This window comes from Pseudomonas sp. ES4 (assembly GCF_050586665.1).
Lineage (GTDB): Bacteria > Pseudomonadota > Gammaproteobacteria > Pseudomonadales > Pseudomonadaceae > Aquipseudomonas > Aquipseudomonas frederiksbergensis.
Map to the genome: position 1 here is coordinate 114,472 of NZ_JBOBDO010000016.1, position 18,038 is coordinate 132,509.

Consider the following 18,038-nt stretch of genomic DNA (forward strand, 5'->3'; position numbering starts at 1 on the left):
GCCGCTAAATTCCATGGAGCACCCAACCTATTGCCAGACCCAAGATAAGAGCTGCAATCAGCTTCAGCCGATCGAGACGTTTACGCCGTAACTTGTTCTCCCGCTCCTTCGGAACCACTACATGCTCTCCGAAGCCGGTGTGCAGTACCGCGTCGTTTTCCAGAATCAACGCATAGCGGTTCTCGCCAGCGTACAGGCGCGACAGGTCTTTCTCCCCGGAGAAACCGGAATACGGTGCATGCATCAAGTAATCCGCACGACGGCGCAGCCCTGGATTAAAGGAAAAACCTTGCCACTCGGCTTTTTGCGAGCCCAGTACGTAGAAAGGAATGCCATGGCTGACTTTGCGTTCGTTCAGGAACACATAAGGACTGTGAACCATCAGGTCATGATTGAAGCTGCGCAACCACACTTGCAGTGCCTGGGGATCTTCTTCCAGCAGGCATTGGGACTCTTCGATGAACCCTTCGCGATAGAAGTCCCAGTCATCTTCACAGTGGAAAATCCACGATGTCTGCACCTGGGCATAAGCGGCATCGATGGATCGCAACTGCCCCAGGCGTGGCTGGTTGATGAAGAACTGGGTGTGCGCTCTCCAGTGTTCCGGAATACAGGCCTCTACGGCGCTGTCGCCGGAGTCCTCGGTAATGAACACCTTACGAATGGGAGCCGTGTTGAACCGGTCAAACGTCTCGAGCGTACGCTTCAACAGATCGAAGCGACCGCAACTAGTGATTACTACCGAAATGTCGCTAGTCTCGCTGAACAGCATTTATTTGCACCGCACCATTGGTTGTGTAATCGCCCGGCTTCACAGCCCCAGCGACAAGCGTAATTTTTCTTTCCAGCCCAGCGGAACATGCTCGCGCAACGGCGCACGCAGGGCGTCGACGATCGCATGTCCTACCGCCCGGAACGTGTAATGCTGCTCTACCAAAGCCTGCCCGGCCAATGAAATGGTCTCGGTCAGCTGTGGGGACTGGCGCAACACCGCCAGTTTTTCCCTGAGTTCGTCGCGGGTTCGATAGAGCACGATGTTGTGCATATCGACAAACCCCAGCGCGCGATTCTCTGCTTCCCCTTGATCGTAAGCAAACAGCACACAACCACAGGCCATGGCCTCGAAGTTCTTGATCATGTATTCGCCCATGCCGACGTCGGCACTCACGAAGTAACGGATCCGACTCAACGTCTCGCAGTATTCCTCGCCCGACTTGGTGCGCGTGATCAGCAGGTTCTCCACTTCGGCCACGGACTCGAGCATGGCCTTGCGCCCGGCATACGCCACGCTGTTGAGGCTGCCGACGAAACCCAGCTCGATATCACGTTCACGCTGGCAGTTTTGCAACAACGCCTGATCGTAGCCCTTGGGCACGAAATGCGCGTCAAACCCTTCCTCACGCAAGCGCTGGCTGACCATGAAGCCCGAGCTGATCACCCGCACCCAGGGCAGCTTGCGGTAATGGGCGCTGAACTTGCCGGTGTACTTGCACGGGATGTAGTTCTGGTACGCATCGTGTTCCAGAATAACCAGATTGGGCAGGGTCTGGATGAACCTCACCTGTCTGATTTCTTTTTTGAAGCGCAGGAAAAACACTATCCGGTCGTAGCGGGTCACATCGACATGCTTGCGGAAATATCCACGCAGGTCGTCCTGCTCCGCGCTGGTCAGCTCGCGCTTGTCGCAGTCGCAGTGCTCGGCGATACCGTCGTACAGTCGATCGAGGATCGCTCGCTGCTCTTTCTGCACCAGAAACAGAACTTTCAATTGGTCTCTCTCTTTCCAGACAGTTCTTGGACCCAGAATAATTCGTGGCGTCGCACCGCTTTACGGAAGAACTCGTTTTCGCCGAAAGCCGGCCAGCGACGGGCCGCCAGACAACGTTGGATCGCCCGACGAAGTAGACGCTTGAGGGGAAGTCGGGGCTGAAGGTCGTGCATCATGCCCAACGACATAGCCTTGTGCCACTGCTTTTCAGCCGACAGACAAAGCGCCCAGGGCCGCAACGGTTCGTGATTACTGATCTGTGGCGGCAGGGTCACACCGGTCCCGGCATCACCCATTGGCCAGCGATCGTTGTCGTGAAGATGATTGGCGTAATGCAATAAGGTGCCGGGCTGCCAGGCTGTACCGTTCAGTGCCTGCATTACCGCCTGCTGTGAGCATAGATGGTCCGGGTGCGGGTCGAAACGCGGATGTGGCAAAACGATGACCTCAGGCTGAATACGCTCGATCAACTCACTCAGGTCGGCCAGCAGATTGTTCCAGGACGGTATGCCATCGACGTCACTGCCCAGGGCAAACGGATTGAACCGTCGAAAAAATCGGGTATCGCCCAGCTGTGCCTCACGGGAGACCACGGCCTCGGTCGGCGCGCTTTGCATGACGGGCAATTGCAGGCAGAAATAGCCCAACTGAATGCAGCGTTCCTGAGGTACACCACCCCACAGCGGCACGCTGAGGCTGTCCCAGGCACGAAGCGAGCCTTTCAACCGGGACGCTTCGACGCCATCGAGCCCCATCTGCTGATAGTGCCCGGCCTCGATTTCACCGGCAGTCAGGGTCACGATCCAGCTTTGACTGGCGCTGCTGTACAGGCCGAATGCGGCCAACTCGGCATCGTCGGCATGGGGTGCGATCACCATCACCCGTTGACGGCTGTAATCCGGATGCTCGAACGCCCTGAGCACCGGCTCACCCAGCAGTCGGCAGAACCGCCCGCGCAGGCGTAACTCACCTTGCGACAGAACCTGCGCCTGACCACTGAGATTGAGGTAACGCAGGCCGTTCACACCCCGCTCGAACGTTTGTCGGTCCGGGTTATCTCCCCCCGACAACTCGACCACGGGATCGATGAAGCGTCCCAGCCAAGTGCTTTTTATCCGTAGCGCCAGGATCAGCGTGGCGTCGTCGACCAGCATGACCCCGTCGTCCAGGCGCAAACGTTCACCGTCAAGATGAACCTTGGGCTGTTGGGTGTACGGTGGAAAGCTGTACTGATAATCGTCATTGGGCGAATAAAACAAATGGTCGGCAAACCAGGCTTCGTGGGCAATCCAGCCCAGAACCGCGAGCACCAGCGGCAGCCACCAGGCCACCAGCACACCCACGGCAATCAAAAGCACCAGCGCGATGAGCAGACCGATGCGTTTGTTGCGCCGATGGCGCTTGAGCAATTGCTGTTTGCGGTTCATGGGCTGGCTCATACGGTGAACACCGGCACAGGATTGCACCAGCGATCCTTGTATTCACGGTCGGCGCGACCGAAAGAAAAGCGCAACGGTTTGCCCAACGCCCGGGCATGCTCCCAGGCGCTTTGCGTATTGATAAAGCTCAGCACGCTGCCCGGACTGAATTCGCGGGTTTCGGGATCGACGCCGCCATTGATGTACTCGACGCTGATCCACTGCGGTGTCTCGACACGGTAGACCAATTGAATCGCGATGGGCGCATCGTTGAGAAAAATCACCGAGCCGATCAGCAAGTCACGCAGCAACTCGATGACCTCCGCCATGCGCTCGGCCCCCGTCGCCGGGAAGCCCCAGCGACGCTGGAACAGGTCGCAATAGATCGCCGCCAGTTCACTGCTGGAAAACTCCGCGACCGGCCGAACCACTCCGCCCGCTTCTTCCAGCAATCGCAATTCACGACGCTGGTTGTAGCGAAACTTCTTCGACAGTTCTTCGGGTGTGCGGGCCATCGCCAGCTGTTCAGCCTGCAACTTGATGCCGGTAAAACGGCCTTCGTTCAGCGCCGACAGGTAGCGTCCACGATGACGCAGCGGCGCTTGTGCATCGGCAGCGGCCGGCAGGATGAACTCGGCATTACCGAGGTCGAACAGGCCTTTTTTACCGCAGCGTTTGAGCACGTCCTTGGACAAGGCAAGGTCGCGGCCCCAGGTCGGGATCGCGGCTTTGACTTCACCGTTTTGCTCCCAGGCCAGGTAGCGCACAGGAATGTCGGCCAGCTGCGAAAGCCGCTCGACCACCATGGGATGAGTGGCGACACTGCCGCCATATCGTTGCCAGGCCTGGGCATATGTCGAGGCGTCGACTACCGCCCAGCCACGTTCGCGCCAGCCTTGAAATCGGTTGAGCATCAGGCCCTCGACGCCAGTTCGGTAACGTGCGGCAAACGCCAGAAGGCATCGCGTACCGCGCGGTCGGAGAAGCGCTCACGCAAGCGATCGAGCATCAGCTCGGCACACTGGTGACGCTGCTGCTCATCCATCGCGGCCAGATGTTGCAGCCCTTGAGCCAAGTGTTCGGCATCGCCCAGCGGGAACAGGATACCGACGCCCTCGACCACTTCCTTCGCCCCGCCACATGCCGTAGCGAGCAACGGCACACCGGCAGCCATCGCCTCCAGCAGCACCATGCCGAACGGTTCGTGATCGGAACTCAGTGCAAACACATCGAAGGCACGGAAATAGCGTCGGGCTTCAGGCACCTGACCGAGAAACAACACGCGGTCGCCGATACCCAACTCACGGGCCAGGGCCTTGAGGTCCTGCTCCAGTCGACCGGCACCGAGAATCACCAATTGACTGCTGGCCGGCAAGCCCGGCAACGCCGCAGCAAAACCGTGCAGCAGCGTGGTCTGATCCTTGTCCGGGTGCAGCCGCCCGACATTGCCGACAACCCAGGCATCCGGCGCCAGGCCAAGGGTTTCCCGGGCCTCGCGAACCGACACCTGACTGTCCTGCAAGGTCTGCACATCGATACGGTTATAGAGCGTCTGAATCCGCGCCGCCGGCCACTTCGTCAGGCACTGGCGCATGTCGTCGCGTACGGCATCCGAAACCCCGAGCAGGCTCAGGCGCTTGCGGAAAATATTGGCGAAGAGTTTGCGAGTACCGCGCTTGTAATCGTCAAACGCGTGATGCACGCCAATCACTGGCAACGACGTGCCGAGCAAGGCGATATAAACAGGCTTGAAACGGTGAGCGATGCAAAAACTGAAATTGCGCGAGGCGGCGATCTTGCGCAGGTCGCTGATGGCGCCCAGCTTCAGGCCACGAATGGCCTTGGAGCTGTATTCCATGAACAGCACCTCATCGGAAGCGCAGCCCGCGGCGACTTCGGCATCGGCGGCCCCGGTCAGAAACACCGTGGTCACGCGATAACCGGTCCCCGCGAACAGGCTGGCGTACTGCCGGGCGCAGTCTAGAAACGGCCCGTCATAGCCGTGACAGAACTGCAGCACATGGCGTTCAGCCGAGCGTGTCATATGCGTCCGCGCCCTCTTTGACCACCAGGATGTCTTCCATGATCAGGTACTGCAGATCGGAACCGAAGAACATGTTCAGGGCGTCCGTCGGCGAGCAGATCATCGGTTCGCCACGACGGTTGAGCGAGGTGTTCAGCGACACGCCGTTACCGGTCAGCACTTCCAGCGCCTTCATCATGTCGTAGTAGCGCGGGTTGTATTCGCGCTTGAGCACCTGGGCCCGGGACGTACCGTCTTCATGGACAACTTCCGGCACGCGGGTCTTCCATTCTTCCGCCACTTCAAAGGTGAAGGTCATGAACGGCGCCGGGTGATCGATCTTGATCATCTGCGGTGCAACGGTGTCGAGCATCGACGGGCAGAAAGGCCTCCAGCGCTCACGGAACTTGATCTGGTGGTTGATGCGGTCAGCCACGCCAGTCGCACTCGGGCAACCAATGATGGAACGGCCGCCCAAGGCACGCGGGCCGAACTCCATGCGGCCCTGGAACCAGGCCACCGGGTTGCCATCGACCATGATTTTGGCGATGTTTTCCGGCATGTTCTCAAGCTTGCGCCATACCGGCTTGCTCGGGTGACGGGCGCACGCGGCGAGCACGTCTTCGTTGGTGTACGACGGGCCGAGGTAGACGTGTTCCATCTTCTCGACCGGCACACCACGGGCATGGGACACATAGGCCGCCGCGCCTACCGCGGTGCCGGCATCGCCGGACGCAGGCTGCACGAACAGTTCTTTAACGTCATCGCGGGCGATGATTTTCTGGTTCAGCTTGACGTTCAACGCACAGCCACCGGCGTAGGCCAGCTTGCCGGTTTCCTTGAGCACGTCGCCCAGGTAGTGGTCGATCATCTGCAGCGAGATTTTTTCGAACAGCGCTTGAATGCTCGCTGCGTAGTGGATGTACGGCTCGTCGGCGATATCACCTTCGCGCTTCGGGCCCAGCCACTCGATCAGCTTCGGCGAGAAGTAGTAACCTTTGCCTTTTTCCTTGTAACGACGCAGGCCGATGACGTTGGCGTAGTCGGTGTTGATCACCAGCTCGCCGTTTTCGAACGAAGCCAGGCGCGAGAAATCGTATTTGCTGGCGTCGCCGTACGGCGCCATGCCCATGACCTTGAACTCACCGTCGAGCATATCGAAACCGAGAAACTCGGTGATCGCGCCATACAGGCCGCCGAGGGAATCCGGATCAAAGAATTCCTTGATCTTGTGGATCTTGCCATTCTCGCCGTAACCGAAGAAGGTCGTGGCGTACTCACCCTTGCCGTCGATCCCCAGAATCGCGGTTTTCTCTTTGAAGCCGGAGCAGTGATAAGCGCTGGAGGCGTGGGCCAGGTGGTGCTCGACCGGCTCGATCTTGATTTTCTTCGGATCGAAGCCCAGTTGCTCGAGGCACCAGACAATCTTGTTGCGATAACGCTTGTAGCGACGGTTGCCCATCAGGATCGCGTCAAGAGCGCGATCCGGGGCGTACCAGTAACGCTTGGCGTACTGCCAGCGAGCCTTGCCGAACAGGCTGATCGGCGCGAACGGAATCGCTACCACATCAACGTCGGATGGCTTGATGCCGGCCTGCTCGAGGCAGAACTTCGCCGACTCGTAAGGCATGCGGTTCTTTGCATGTTTATCGCGCACAAAGCGCTCTTCCTCAGCTGCCGCGACCAGCTTGCCGTCGATGTACAGGGCTGCGGAAGGATCATGGCTAAGGGCGCCGGACAGGCCAAGAATCGTCAATGCCACAGGGGTCTAGCCTCTTTAGTCTGCATGCAGGCGCAAGGCGCCTCAAAGATTAATGTGCCCTCGCAAAGGGCGAGTGGCAGCTAAAGGGCGGGATTATAGCGTAAACATGGCGGGAATGACCCAGCGCATATTGCCCCCGTGAAGATGGCTCGGGCGATAGCAGGCGGCATTGCTCATCAGCGGCCTGCTCGCCAATAGATGCTGATATTGCCGTCAGTAGCCTGGCGGTAAACCGTATAGGGCAGGAGGACGGTATCGAAAACACCCGACAGGGTGAAATCCACCAATACGAACGGCAAGAGAATTCCCGTGGGATCAGGCGCTGCATTCAATACGCAAAAGTCGAACGCCAGACCACTGTAGATACGCGGGATGGACTGGCAGTAGGTCTTCTGTTTTCTAAGACTGCGAGCCGCGTCTTCTTCATCTTGCAGCACTGTAACAGCGGTCCCGCAGCCTGATAAAACCAGTGCAAAAGCGCCCAGCAACAGCGTTATTTTTATTGTCAAAATCTGCCCTCCGTGAACGTCAGGCAAACTAGCATTGCGGCTATTCAGGGCACAGTTCACGGGTTCTGCAGATCATGTAGGACATTTCATAAGAACCTGTCCCTTAATCTCGGGGGACTGTTCTGGCCCCATCGCGAGCAGGCTCGCTCCTACAGGGGATCTGTGTCGCCGGAGATCCAGTGTGAGAGCGAGCCTGCTCGCGATAGGACCGAAGGTCCGATTCAGGCAGCGCTAGAGATATCTTTGGGAAGACGCTGATCGATGATCTGATACAGCGCGCTGCTCTCAGGCCAGTTACGCATGAACCGCGCCCGATCCCGCGCATACGCCGGGGCGAAGCTGCTGAGCGAGGCGTGCTGACACATCGAATCCAGATCGATCAGCGCCCAGCGATCGTCCTGCCAGAACAGGTTATGCCCCTTGAAATCCCCGTGACTGATCCGCTCGCCAATCAGCTCGGCAAACAAATGATCCAGCGCCCGCAACTCGGCTTCCGGTGCCTCACCGCTTTCAACGTAAGGCGCAAAGCGCTCGATGATGTCCGGCCCCGGCAAATACTCGGTCACCAGATAAGCCCGACTGCGCAGCCAGAGAAAACGTTTCTCCAGCAACGCCAACGGTTTGGGCGTGGCGATGCCGAGAAACGCCAGGCGATTGCCTTCGCGCCAGGAGTGCCAGGCACGGCTCGGGCGCCAGAAGCGTTTGAGCCAATGGGCAAAACCTTTGATGTTGTAGCGCTTGATCACCAGCGTGCGGCCGCCCACCTCGACCTTGCCGACGCTCGCCGCGCCGCCGGTCTTGTACAGATGGCCCTGATCGAGCAACACATCGGCCTGGGCCAGCACCGGCAGCATCGCCGCTTCTTCCTCGCGGCGAATCGCCCGCAAGCCGAACGCTCCGCGCTGGACACTGAACAGCGTGCAATCGCGGCCGATTTTGATCAGGAAGTCCTTCAGGCGCCAGCTGCGCACCTTGTTGATCTGCTTCTGCAACGCCTCCATCGGCAAGGCATGCTCGCCGTTGCTCAGCAGGTAATACACCAGCAGCTCTTCGGTGAAAGGCTCCAGCGTCTTGGGCAACTGGGCGAAAAACACCCCGAGGTTTTCCAGGACTTTCTGTCGCGAGAGCGGCTGGCCAGGGGTTTCGGAGCAGACGCCGCCGCCATCGATCAAATACAACCGGCCGCGCTGGCGCAAAAGGTTGTCCAGGTGCAGGTCTTCCTGCCAGAGCCCCTTGCGATGCATTTGGCCGATGGCGCCCAACGCCTCGGCCAGCACAGCCCCTTGCATATCCGCCAGCACCGGCAAATGCTCGACCTGTTTCCAGGTTTCACCGAGGCTTTCGGCGCCCTCGATGAACTCGAACAGCAGCCAACCGCCCTCGCCGTCCTTCAGGCCATCCGCCAGCAACAACGGCGTGGTCAACCCCTGAGCCGCCAGCAACCGCACGCCGTCCAGTTCACGCTGGAAATGCCGCGCCGCTTTGCTGCCGACCAATAACTTGGCCAACACCGGGCGCCCGCGCCAGACGCCGGCACCGACATAACGCTGCCCCGGCAACACCCGCAACAGACTTAGCAATTGCAACTCGGCAGGGCCGGCGGCATCGGCCAGTGGAATGTTCAGCGGCAGGCGCGGGCTGCGTCCTGCGTTTTTCAGCTCAGACAAACGCATCAGCGCGTCTCCTTATGAGTGCGCCGCGCGATCAGGCGCGCAAGCCAGGCGTCGATCAACGAACTGTCTTGCGATTGATCCAGATAGGCGGCCAGCAGCTCACGCAACTGCGCTTCGCTCCACTCAGGCGCCCGACGCAGCAACGGCTCCAGGTCTTTGGCCCGATCACGCAGGCCAAACAGCAACGGCCGGGTCTTTTCCAGGTCGATCAGTTGGGCCAGGTAACCATCGCCAGTGGCCTGGAGAAAAATGTGCTTGGGGTAGAAGCAACCGTGAACCTGACGCGCGCCGTGCAGGCGCCGGGCCAATAGGCCACAGGCCTGAAGAATGGCCGAATGCTGCGCCGAACTCAGGTCCGACCAGCGCTGCAACAGCGAATCCAGGTCATCCCAACCGTCCAGGGCACGGGTTAGCAGAATCGCCCGAACTTCGCCGTCGACTTTACGCTCACCGAAAAACGCCGCTTTCAATGCTGGAATTCCGAGCTTTTCATAGCGACTGATATTGCGAAATTCACGGGCAAAGCTCGGCTCGCCAAAGGGCGCATGCAAGGTGCGCATCTGGTAGTTGCTCTGGCGCTTGAGGTAGTAGCCGTGACCTTCCAGATTCAGCCGAAACACGCTGCTCCAGCCGCCGCGAGCGGTGTTGGGCTCGTCCACAGCGTCGAGCTGCTTGGCCCAGAGTGCATCGAAGGTGCCGAGGCCGTGACGCTCAAGCAGCGCACGGTCTTCAGCGGCCAGAAAATCAGTCATTCGCGTCCCTCGAAAAATCTCACCACGTGCCGAATCCGTTTTTTGTCGGCGGCATTCAGCCGATCACACTGGCGGTATTGCAGATAAAAGCGCAGGCGCTGGGTAGCCGACAACTGATACTTGGCGACCTTGTCCAGACAGGCCAGGTCCTTGGTGATCCGGTATTTGAGCCAGAAGCCGCGCCAGAAATCGCCGTTGGGGCAGTCGATCAAAAACAGCCGGGGCTCATCGTCGATCAGCAGGTTGCGCCACTTCAAATCGTTATGGGTGAAGCGGTGGTCGTGCATGGTCCGGGTATAACTCGCCAGCTGCCGGCTGACATTGTCGACCCAGGCGCGGTCCGCCAGTTTCGGATCACGCCGCTCGGCCAGCGCCGACAAGTCTTCGGTATTGGGCAGTTCACGGGTGATCATCGCCCCGCGATCGTACGCCGCACCGCGACGCTCCAGGCCCCAGGCCACCACTTCAGCGGTAGGAATGCCCCACTTGGCGAAGCGCTTGAGGTTCTGCCACTCGGCCTTCACCCGAGGCTTGCCCAGGTAACGGCGCAGGCCTTTGCCCGCACCCACGTAGCGTTTGACGTAATAGTTGACGCCATTGCGCTGGACGCGAATGACCTCGGACAACGGGTCGCGGGTCAAGCGCTCGCCCTGAAGCGAAAACACGGCCTCAAGGCTGCCGAAATCTTCTGCCAGATCGCTGTACTCAGGCTCCAGTGTCCAACCCGCCATCAGAGCGCATCCCCGTATCGCTGTTTACGGTCGTAGAGTTTGTTGGCCTTGCCGTCGAGCCAGGCGAGCAACCCGGCCTCGTCACCCAGGATCTGGCGCAGGGGCCGCTGAAAATAGCCCTTGAGGAAACGCAATTTGTCGCGGCGGGTCAGGCCAATGTCCAGCGCCGAAAAATACAGCGCCGCCAGGTCCTTGTTGCGCCAGCGCCGGGTAATCGTCGGACGGGTCTGGGCACGGTGCAGGTCGATCACCGAGAGTCTGAAATCGTCGGCCGTCACCGGTTTGTCGGTGTGCAGCAGAAAGTGGCAGATGTAGCAGTCGCGATGGTTGACCCCGGCCCGGTGCATCATCCCGGTCATGCGCGCGACTTCGGCGATCAGCGCTCGCTTGAGTCTTGGCTCGGGCGAGTGCTTGGCCCAGTCAATGCTGAAGTCTTCGAGGCTGACAGTGGGCGCCAGCTCTTCGGTGATGATGAACGAATGCTGGTCCGCCGGGTTGCTGCCCTTCTCGCCGTAAGCCACGGCGGTCATGGTCGGCACACCGACTTCTTGCAGGCGCTGGATGGCCTTCCATTCCTGGCCGGCACCGAGCACCGGCAGCTTGGCGGTAAACAGGTTCTTGAAGATCTCGCCCCAGCCAATGCCACGGTGGATCTTCACGAAAAAACCACTGCCGTTGACTTCGGTACGCAGGGTCCGGCGCGCTTCAAGTTCGCGGTATACCTCGCCCTGGAGACCTTCGACTTCGGCGAACGGGTCGCGTCCGGCCCAGAGGCTCTTGAACGGTTCAGCCAGCATCAACTTCATTAAGCGTGCTCCGCCAGAATCACATCGGCCGCGTGCTGCGGCATGCTGTAGAGGTCGGCCGTCGCGGCGAAGGCCAGACCGTTGCGGCTCCAGGCCGCCCGTGCTTGAGCGTCGTTCAACATACCGGTCAGGTACTGGGTCAGCTGCGCCTGATCGAAAGGCTCGTCCAGCACCAGACCGGCGTCGGCTTCGGCGATGTAATGGGCGTAACCACACACCGCGCTCACCAGCACCGGCAACCCGGCCACCAGGGCTTCGAGCAACACAGTCCCGGTGTTTTCGTTGTACGCCGGGTGAATCAACAGATCGGCGCCGAGCAGAAAACGCGGGATGTCGCTGCGACCCTTGAGGAACGTCACGTTATCGCCGAGCCCCAATGTGGCACTCTGCATCTGGAACAATTTGGGGTCGTCCTGGCCAATTACAAACAGCCGGGTGCGTTTCTTCAGATCGGCGGGCAATGCGGCCAGCGCCTTGAGGCTGCGATCCACGCCTTTGGTCTTGAACCCGGAGCCGATTTGCACCAGCAGCAGATCATCGTCCTTGAGGTTGAATTCGCGACGGAATTCGGCGCGGATCTCCGCGGCATTGGCCGGTGCACGACGGTCCTGAGAGATACCCGGCGGCAGCAAATGGAAGCGCTCAAGCGGCGTGTCGTAATGCTTGATGAACAGCGGCTGCTGGACTTCGGAAATCATCAGCACTTCGGTCTTGGCGTCCTTGGCGAACACCGCGCGCTCGTACTCGGCGAAGTGCCGGTAGCGGCCCCAACGGCGGTACAGCGAGTTGCGCAGGTTCTGCGCCTTGTCTTCGAAGCAGCCGTCGGCGGCATAGTAGACGTCCAGGCCGGGCATCTTGTTGAAACCGATCAAACGGTCCACCGGACGCTTGGCCAGATCCGCCTCCATCCATTCGCTGAGTTTCTCGTTGCGACGATGATTGAAGAACGCCTTGACCGGCGCAACCAACACCTCGAAGCCCGGTGGAATGTCGCCTTCCCAGATCAGCGTGTAGACCCGAATCTGATGGCCGCGCTGCTGACATTCCAGGGCGATGCGCATGAAATCGCGCTGCAAGCCCCCGAATGGAAAGTACTTGTACAAGACGAATGCCAATTGCATCAGCGCAGCTCCTCAGCCAGTAACAACGTGCTCAGTCGGGTCGCGACACGCTCGGGATTCAGACGCGTGAAGCACAGGGGCCACTCGCGCTTAAGGTCAAACTGACGGGCATCTTCGGCCGTCGGTTGATACGTACATTTCTTTTGCATACACGGCGCACAGGGGAAATCGCTGGCCATGTGGATCTGCGCTTTACCGTAGGCGCCGGTCAGGCCCGGGTTGGTCGGGCCGAACAGCGACAACGTCGGTACGTCCAGCGCCGCGGCGAGGTGACCGAGACCGGTGTCCACCGCCACGCAGGCTTGCGCGCCGGCCAGCACTTTGCCGACACCCGCCAGGTTCAGCTTGGGCAGCACTTCGACGTGCTGCATGTCTTTGGCGATGCGCTCGGCCCGGGCTTTCTCGATCGGATTACCCCACGGCAGCTTCACCGCGACGCCGAGATAACCGACGCGCTCGGCCAACTCGCGCCAATAGGCTTCAGGCCAGTGTTTGGTGTCCCACGTGGTGCCGTGCAGGAATACCACGTATGGATTCTTGCGCGGCAGCTCCACCAGTCGCTCGATGTTCAGGCCGTAATCGCCCAAGCCTTTTGGCAGGTCGTAACCCAGGGCCACGGCGAACAGCTGACGCACTCGCTCTACCGCGTGTTGCCCACGGGCCACGGCCAGACGCCGGGAATAGAAGCGGGCGGCAATCGGCTCGCGGGCCGAGTTTTTATCCAGCCCGGCCACCGGGGCTTTGGCGTATCGGGTCAGCAAGGCGCTTTTGAGCAGGCCCTGGGCATCGATCACCAAATCATATTTGTTGGCGCGAACGCTTTGCTTGAAGCGTTTCCATTCGCCACTCTTGATGGTCTGCCAGATGTTTTTGCGCCAGCGACGGATCGCCACCGGAATCACCTTGCCCACGGCCGGGTGCCAGGTCGGGATTTCGGCGAAGCCCTCTTCCACCACCCAGTCGAACTGGATGCCGGGGATCGCCCGTGCCGCGTCGGTCAGCGCCGGCAACGCGTGAATCACGTCGCCCAGCGAAGAAGTCTTGATCAGCAGTACCCGCAAACTATTTGACCTCGACCACAGTGCCCTGCAAACGCTGCAAGGCTTCGTTCACCGCTTGCGGCATGAGTTGGCGCAGGCAGTTGTAATGACCGAAACGACACGTGCGATCGAAGCAGGGGCTGCATTCGATGCCCAGGCGCACGATCTCGACGTGCTCGGCCAATGGCGGCGTGAAACCCGGCGATGTCGAGCCGTAAATCGCCACCAACGGGCGATTCAACGCAGCGGCGACGTGCATCAGGCCGGAGTCGTTGGACACCACCGCGTCGGCGCAGGACATCAGGTCGATGGCTTCGGCCAGGGAAGTGCCGCCGCTGAGGTTCACCGATTCTTCACGCAGACCGGGAATCAGCCGCGAGCGGATGTCTTCGCCGACGGCGTGATCGTTCTTCGAACCGAACAGCCAGACTTGCCAGCCTTCGCGGATTTTCGCTTCGGCAACCTTGGCATAGTGCTCGGACGGCCAGCGCTTGGCCTCGCCAAACTCGGCGCCGGGGCACAGCACCAACACCGGGCGGTCGAGAGCCAGGCCGAACTTGGCCAATGCCGCTTCGCGAGTGACCGGGTCAATCTGCAGGCTCGGCCGTGGATACGGGGTCGGCAGTTCGGAACCCGGCTCGTAAGCCAGGGCCATGAAGCGTTCGATCATCAGCGGGTAACGTTCTTTGTCCAGCGTGCGCACGTCATTGAGCAGGCCGTAGCGGAGTTCGCCACGCCAGCCGGTGCGTTTCGGGATGCCGGCGAAGAACGGCACCAATGCCGACTTCAGGGAATTGGGCAGCAGGATCGCCTGGTCGTACTGGCCGGCCAGGGATTTGCCGATGCGCCGACGCGTCGCCAACTCCAAAGCACCGTGACCGAGCGGAAAGCTCAAGGCCTGGCGTACTTCGGGCATGCGCTCAAGAATCGGCCGGCTCCACTCGGGGGCCAGCACGTCGATTTCGCATTGCGGGTGGCGCTGCTTGAGGCACTGAAACAGTGTCTGCGCCATCACCATGTCACCGACCCAACTGGGCCCAACGATCAGAATTTTCATGTGGTTTCCATAAACGAACCGGGGAGGCATACGCCTCCCCGCCTCGATAATCCAGCACCTGCGGGGTGAACCGTCAGGTCATTTGGACGAGCTGATTGGGGCTCGTCGGATCAATTTAATACACATTCATGTCAGTCAGCATAAACCTCTGTGGCGAGGGAGCTTGCTCCCGCTGGGCTGCGCAGCAGCCCCAAAATTTGCCACTGCATTCTCATGACAGACTGCACAAGCTGATTTGGGAGCGCTTCGCACTCCAGCGGGAGCAAGCTCCCTCGCCACAAAAACCCGCTCCCACATTTGAATCTCGTCGCCTGCTCAGCTTAGCCCCAGCTCGCGCCAGATCCGCACTACCTGCCGCCTTTCGTCCACGAACTGGTCGCCCGGTATCACCCCGGCGTCCTTCTGCAAGGCCTGCCGGTGAGCGGCTGAACGATAGGCTTTATAGGCCTCGCGCAACAGGCTGGCGTCTTCGGCGGGCATCAGCCCTTCCTCCTCCAGCCCTTCCAGAATGCGGATGTTGTCAGTCCAGCGCAGCAATGGCGGGTGCGATTCGGACCACGCCAGGGCCGCGTATTGCACCATAAATTCAATATCGACGATACCTCCGGCGTCCTGCTTGAGATCGAACGGCGCCGTGGCCTCGAAGGCATTTGCCCCGGTGCCCGCCGCAGTACTCTTGCTGCCAAGGTTATCGCGCATTTTGGCGCGCATCTCGCTGACCTCTTGGCGCAACGTCGCCAGGTCCCGCGGCTTGCCCAATACCGCCGCGCGGACTTTCTCGAATGCCTGGCCGACGTCCGGGCTGCCCACCAATACCCGCGCCCGCACCAGCGCCTGGTGTTCCCAGGTCCAGGCTTCATTTTCCTGATACCGGGCAAACGCTCCGAGCGAACTCACCAGCAACCCCGACGCGCCGGACGGCCGCAGTCGCATGTCCACTTCATACAGCTGACCGGAGTTGGTCTGGGCCGTGAGCAAGTGAATGATCCGCTGCCCCAGCCGGGTGAAAAATTGCGCGCCGTCGATAGGTTTCGGCCCGTCGGTTTCCGCCTGCGGATCGCCATCGTGGATGAACACCAGGTCCAGGTCGGAACCATGCCCCAATTCCAGGCCGCCGACTTTCCCGTAACCGACAATGATGAAGCCGGGATCGCACAAAGTGCCGTCGGTACGCAGCGGCGTACCGTACTTGGCCACGGTCTGGCGCCAGGCCAGGGCCAGCACTTGCTCGAGGATCGCTTCGGCGAGCCAGGTCAGGTAATCGCTGACTTTCATCAACGGTAGGCTGCCAGCGATTTCCGAAGCGGCGACGCGCAAGCGGTGCGCCAGTTTGAAATGTCGCAGGGCTTCCATTTGCTGTTCGAGGTCGTCTTCGGGAATCCGCGTCAAACGCTCGCGCAACTCGGCGGCCAATTCCGGTGCCAGCGGCGGCTTGAACAGCCGGCCTTCGTTGAGCAATTCGTCGAGCAGCAGCGGGAAGCGGGTGATCTGTTCGGCGATCCACGGGCTCGCGGCGCACAGGGTCAACAAACGTCGCAGCGCGCCGGGGTTTTCGGTCAGCAACACCAGGTACGCGGAACGACGGGCCACAGCTTCCACTAGCGGCAAGACTCTTTCCAGCACCAGATCCGGATTGGCGTGCTCCACGGCCTGCGCCAGCAACCGCGGAATAAAGGCATCGAGGCGCTCGCGACCCAAGCGCTGCATCGCGCGCAATTGCGGACTGCCGCGCAAACCGGCCAACGCTTTCAAAGCTTTGGTGGCATCAGCGAAACCGCCCTCTTGCAACTGACGGCAAGCGGCCTCTTCATCCTGAGCCTCTTCCCACAGCGGCAGCCATTCGCCGCCGACCACCACTTCGCTTTCGGTGCCTTCCTCTTCGTCGGGATCGGCGATCACCTGACCAAAGTGCCAGGCCACGCGGCCACGCCAATACATAAGCTGTTCGTGGAAAGCGGCCCAATCGGCGAAGCCCAACATAAAAGCGATGCGCGCCTGATCCTGCGCGCCGTCCGGCAGCATTTGGGTCTGGCGGTCGGCAATCGCCTGGATCGCATGCTCGGTGTACCGCAGGAATTCGTAGCCTTCGCGCAGTTCACTGACCACCGCCGGCGGCAGGTACCCCTGACCTTCCAGCGTGCTCAGTACTTTTAATAGAGGCCGCTGCTGCAAGCTCAGGTCGCGGCCGCCGTGGATCAGCTGGAAGGCCTGGGCGATAAATTCGACTTCACGAATACCACCGGAACCGAGTTTGATGTTGTCGGCCATGCCCTTGCGCCGCACTTCCTGCTGGATCAGCTGCTTCATGGTGCGCAGCGCTTCGATCGCAGAGAAGTCGAGGTATCGCCGGTAAACGAACGGCCGCAGCATCTCTTGCAATTGCGCGCCGGCCACTTGATCGCCAGCCACCACCCGCGACTTGATCATCGCGTAGCGTTCCCAGTCGCGGCCCTGATCCTGGTAATACTGCTCCAGCGCGTTGAAGCTCAGTACCAATGCGCCGGCCGAACCGTAAGGCCGCAGGCGCATGTCGACGCGGAATACAAAACCGTCGACGGTCATCGGGTCCAGGGCCTTGATCAGGCGCTGGCCGAGACGAATGAAGAATTCCTGGTTATCCAGCGAGCGTTTGACGCCGACGGTTTCGCCCCCCTCGGGATAGGCGAAGATCAGGTCGATGTCCGACGACAGGTTGAGCTCCACCGCACCGAGCTTGCCCATGCCGAGAATGACCATTTGTTGCGGCTCGCCGCTACGCCGGCCAGTCGGCACGCCGAACTGCTGGCAGTGCCGCGTGTACAACCACTGATAGGCCTGATCGATGCTGGCATCGGCCATGTCCGAGAGGTCGCGGCAGGTCTGGATCAGATCGCACTGACGTGTCAGGTCGCGCCAGATGATCCGCACCTGATGACGGCTACGCTGACGACGCAGGGCGCGACCGAGCTCATCGTCGGTGTCCGCTGCATTCACCGCGGCCGCAATCTGTGCGCACAACTCGCCGGGCGCAAAGCTTCGATCCAGCTCACCGGACTGCACCAGTTCCAGCAACATCAACGGGTCGCGGACACTTTGTTCAATCACGAAGTCGCTGGCAGCGGTGACGCGGGCGAATTGCGCCCAGCGTTCAGGCGTCCAGCCGGCCAGGCCATGGTCGTCGTCGAGGCCGGCGACGGCCGTGCGGAACGACTGTTCGGCACGGGTGACAAACGGCAGGAGGATGCCGGGCAGTTCGGCAAGCGAAGGGAGGCTCATGGTCTATCCTTGATCGGCGTGTAGAGGGCTGCATGTAGTGATTCGCGAGAATGCACTACCTGATCGACTGTCGAACAAAGGTTAGAAATAGCTGAAATTTCTTTATTTTTGGCAGACAGCATC

General features: G+C 60.5%; 15 protein-coding genes. All 15 read right to left on the reverse strand.

Features of this window, described 5'->3' with window-relative positions; all coding sequences use genetic code 11:
- Positions 1-4 precede the first annotated feature (4 nt).
- Positions 5-772, reverse strand: coding sequence for a glycosyltransferase family A protein (locus tag ACQ4OB_RS18325; protein WP_074873099.1), 768 nt, complete (start codon positions 770-772; stop codon positions 5-7).
- Positions 773-811: 39 nt separating this feature from the next.
- Positions 812-1,768 carry a glycosyltransferase family protein gene (locus ACQ4OB_RS18330; protein WP_074873096.1) on the reverse strand — a complete coding sequence of 319 codons (957 nt, stop codon included), beginning with the start codon at positions 1,766-1,768 and terminating at the stop codon, positions 812-814.
- Positions 1,765-3,195: a PIG-L deacetylase family protein gene (locus ACQ4OB_RS18335; protein WP_102616453.1), complete on the reverse strand. Its 1,431-nt coding sequence runs from the start codon at positions 3,193-3,195 to the stop codon at positions 1,765-1,767. Before ACQ4OB_RS18335 ends, ACQ4OB_RS18330 begins: the two co-directional genes overlap by 4 nt.
- Before the next feature lie 8 nt (positions 3,196-3,203).
- On the reverse strand, positions 3,204-4,100 hold the full coding sequence (locus ACQ4OB_RS18340; protein WP_074873090.1) for an antimicrobial resistance protein Mig-14: 897 nt from the start codon (positions 4,098-4,100) through the stop codon (positions 3,204-3,206).
- On the reverse strand, positions 4,100-5,230 hold the full coding sequence (locus tag ACQ4OB_RS18345) for a glycosyltransferase (protein WP_074873088.1): 1,131 nt from the start codon (positions 5,228-5,230) through the stop codon (positions 4,100-4,102). The genes ACQ4OB_RS18340 and ACQ4OB_RS18345 overlap by 1 nt, the downstream gene beginning before the upstream one ends.
- Entirely contained in the window at positions 5,214-6,971 is a 1,758-nt protein-coding gene (locus tag ACQ4OB_RS18350; RefSeq protein WP_046045679.1) for a carbamoyltransferase family protein, read from the reverse strand. The genes ACQ4OB_RS18345 and ACQ4OB_RS18350 overlap by 17 nt, the downstream gene beginning before the upstream one ends.
- Positions 6,972-7,147: 176 nt before the next feature.
- Complete coding sequence (locus ACQ4OB_RS18355; RefSeq protein WP_430956177.1) at positions 7,148-7,480, reverse strand: YceK/YidQ family lipoprotein; 333 nt, start codon at positions 7,478-7,480, stop codon at positions 7,148-7,150.
- A gap of 221 nt (positions 7,481-7,701) precedes the next feature.
- The gene (locus tag ACQ4OB_RS18360; protein ID WP_430956168.1) at positions 7,702-9,153 is read right to left on the reverse strand and encodes a lipopolysaccharide kinase InaA family protein; all 1,452 of its coding nucleotides are present in this window, start codon (positions 9,151-9,153) and stop codon (positions 7,702-7,704) included.
- A complete protein-coding gene (locus tag ACQ4OB_RS18365; protein ID WP_074873074.1) occupies positions 9,153-9,905 on the reverse strand; it encodes a lipopolysaccharide kinase InaA family protein in 753 nt (250 codons plus the stop codon). Before ACQ4OB_RS18365 ends, ACQ4OB_RS18360 begins: the two co-directional genes overlap by 1 nt.
- On the reverse strand, positions 9,902-10,636 hold the full coding sequence (locus ACQ4OB_RS18370) for a lipopolysaccharide kinase InaA family protein (RefSeq protein ID WP_430956169.1): 735 nt from the start codon (positions 10,634-10,636) through the stop codon (positions 9,902-9,904). Before ACQ4OB_RS18370 ends, ACQ4OB_RS18365 begins: the two co-directional genes overlap by 4 nt.
- Positions 10,636-11,442, reverse strand: coding sequence for a lipopolysaccharide core heptose(I) kinase RfaP (rfaP, locus tag ACQ4OB_RS18375; RefSeq protein ID WP_430956170.1), 807 nt, complete (start codon positions 11,440-11,442; stop codon positions 10,636-10,638). The genes ACQ4OB_RS18370 and rfaP overlap by 1 nt, the downstream gene beginning before the upstream one ends.
- Positions 11,442-12,563, reverse strand: coding sequence for a glycosyltransferase family 4 protein (locus tag ACQ4OB_RS18380; protein ID WP_430956171.1), 1,122 nt, complete (start codon positions 12,561-12,563; stop codon positions 11,442-11,444). The genes rfaP and ACQ4OB_RS18380 overlap by 1 nt, the downstream gene beginning before the upstream one ends.
- Entirely contained in the window at positions 12,563-13,624 is a 1,062-nt protein-coding gene (rfaC, locus tag ACQ4OB_RS18385; protein ID WP_430956172.1) for a lipopolysaccharide heptosyltransferase RfaC, read from the reverse strand. The genes ACQ4OB_RS18380 and rfaC overlap by 1 nt, the downstream gene beginning before the upstream one ends.
- Before the next feature lies 1 nt (position 13,625).
- Positions 13,626-14,660, reverse strand: a complete 1,035-nt coding sequence (waaF, locus tag ACQ4OB_RS18390) for a lipopolysaccharide heptosyltransferase II (protein WP_430956173.1) — start codon at positions 14,658-14,660, stop codon at positions 13,626-13,628.
- Between the two features lie 315 nt (positions 14,661-14,975).
- Positions 14,976-17,915, reverse strand: coding sequence for a bifunctional [glutamate--ammonia ligase]-adenylyl-L-tyrosine phosphorylase/[glutamate--ammonia-ligase] adenylyltransferase (glnE, locus tag ACQ4OB_RS18395; RefSeq protein ID WP_430956174.1), 2,940 nt, complete (start codon positions 17,913-17,915; stop codon positions 14,976-14,978).
- Positions 17,916-18,038 lie beyond the last annotated feature (123 nt).

Bases quoted from the DNA above. Each gene is read 5' to 3' on its own strand.
- ACQ4OB_RS18345 (WP_074873088.1), bottom strand. From the start codon at position 5,230: ATGACACGCTCGGCTGAACGCCATGTGCTGCAGTTCTGTCACGGCTAT.
- waaF (WP_430956173.1), bottom strand. From the start codon at position 14,660: ATGAAAATTCTGATCGTTGGGCCCAGTTGGGTCGGTGACATGGTGATG.
- glnE (WP_430956174.1), bottom strand. From the start codon at position 17,915: ATGAGCCTCCCTTCGCTTGCCGAACTGCCCGGCATCCTCCTGCCGTTT.
- ACQ4OB_RS18365 (WP_074873074.1), bottom strand. From the start codon at position 9,905: ATGACTGATTTTCTGGCCGCTGAAGACCGTGCGCTGCTTGAGCGTCAC.
- ACQ4OB_RS18370 (WP_430956169.1), bottom strand. From the start codon at position 10,636: ATGGCGGGTTGGACACTGGAGCCTGAGTACAGCGATCTGGCAGAAGAT.
- ACQ4OB_RS18360 (WP_430956168.1), bottom strand. From the start codon at position 9,153: ATGCGTTTGTCTGAGCTGAAAAACGCAGGACGCAGCCCGCGCCTGCCG.
- rfaP (WP_430956170.1), bottom strand. From the start codon at position 11,442: ATGAAGTTGATGCTGGCTGAACCGTTCAAGAGCCTCTGGGCCGGACGC.
- ACQ4OB_RS18340 (WP_074873090.1), bottom strand. From the start codon at position 4,100: ATGCTCAACCGATTTCAAGGCTGGCGCGAACGTGGCTGGGCGGTAGTC.
- ACQ4OB_RS18380 (WP_430956171.1), bottom strand. From the start codon at position 12,563: ATGCAATTGGCATTCGTCTTGTACAAGTACTTTCCATTCGGGGGCTTG.
- ACQ4OB_RS18325 (WP_074873099.1), bottom strand. From the start codon at position 772: ATGCTGTTCAGCGAGACTAGCGACATTTCGGTAGTAATCACTAGTTGC.
- ACQ4OB_RS18335 (WP_102616453.1), bottom strand. From the start codon at position 3,195: ATGAACCGCAAACAGCAATTGCTCAAGCGCCATCGGCGCAACAAACGC.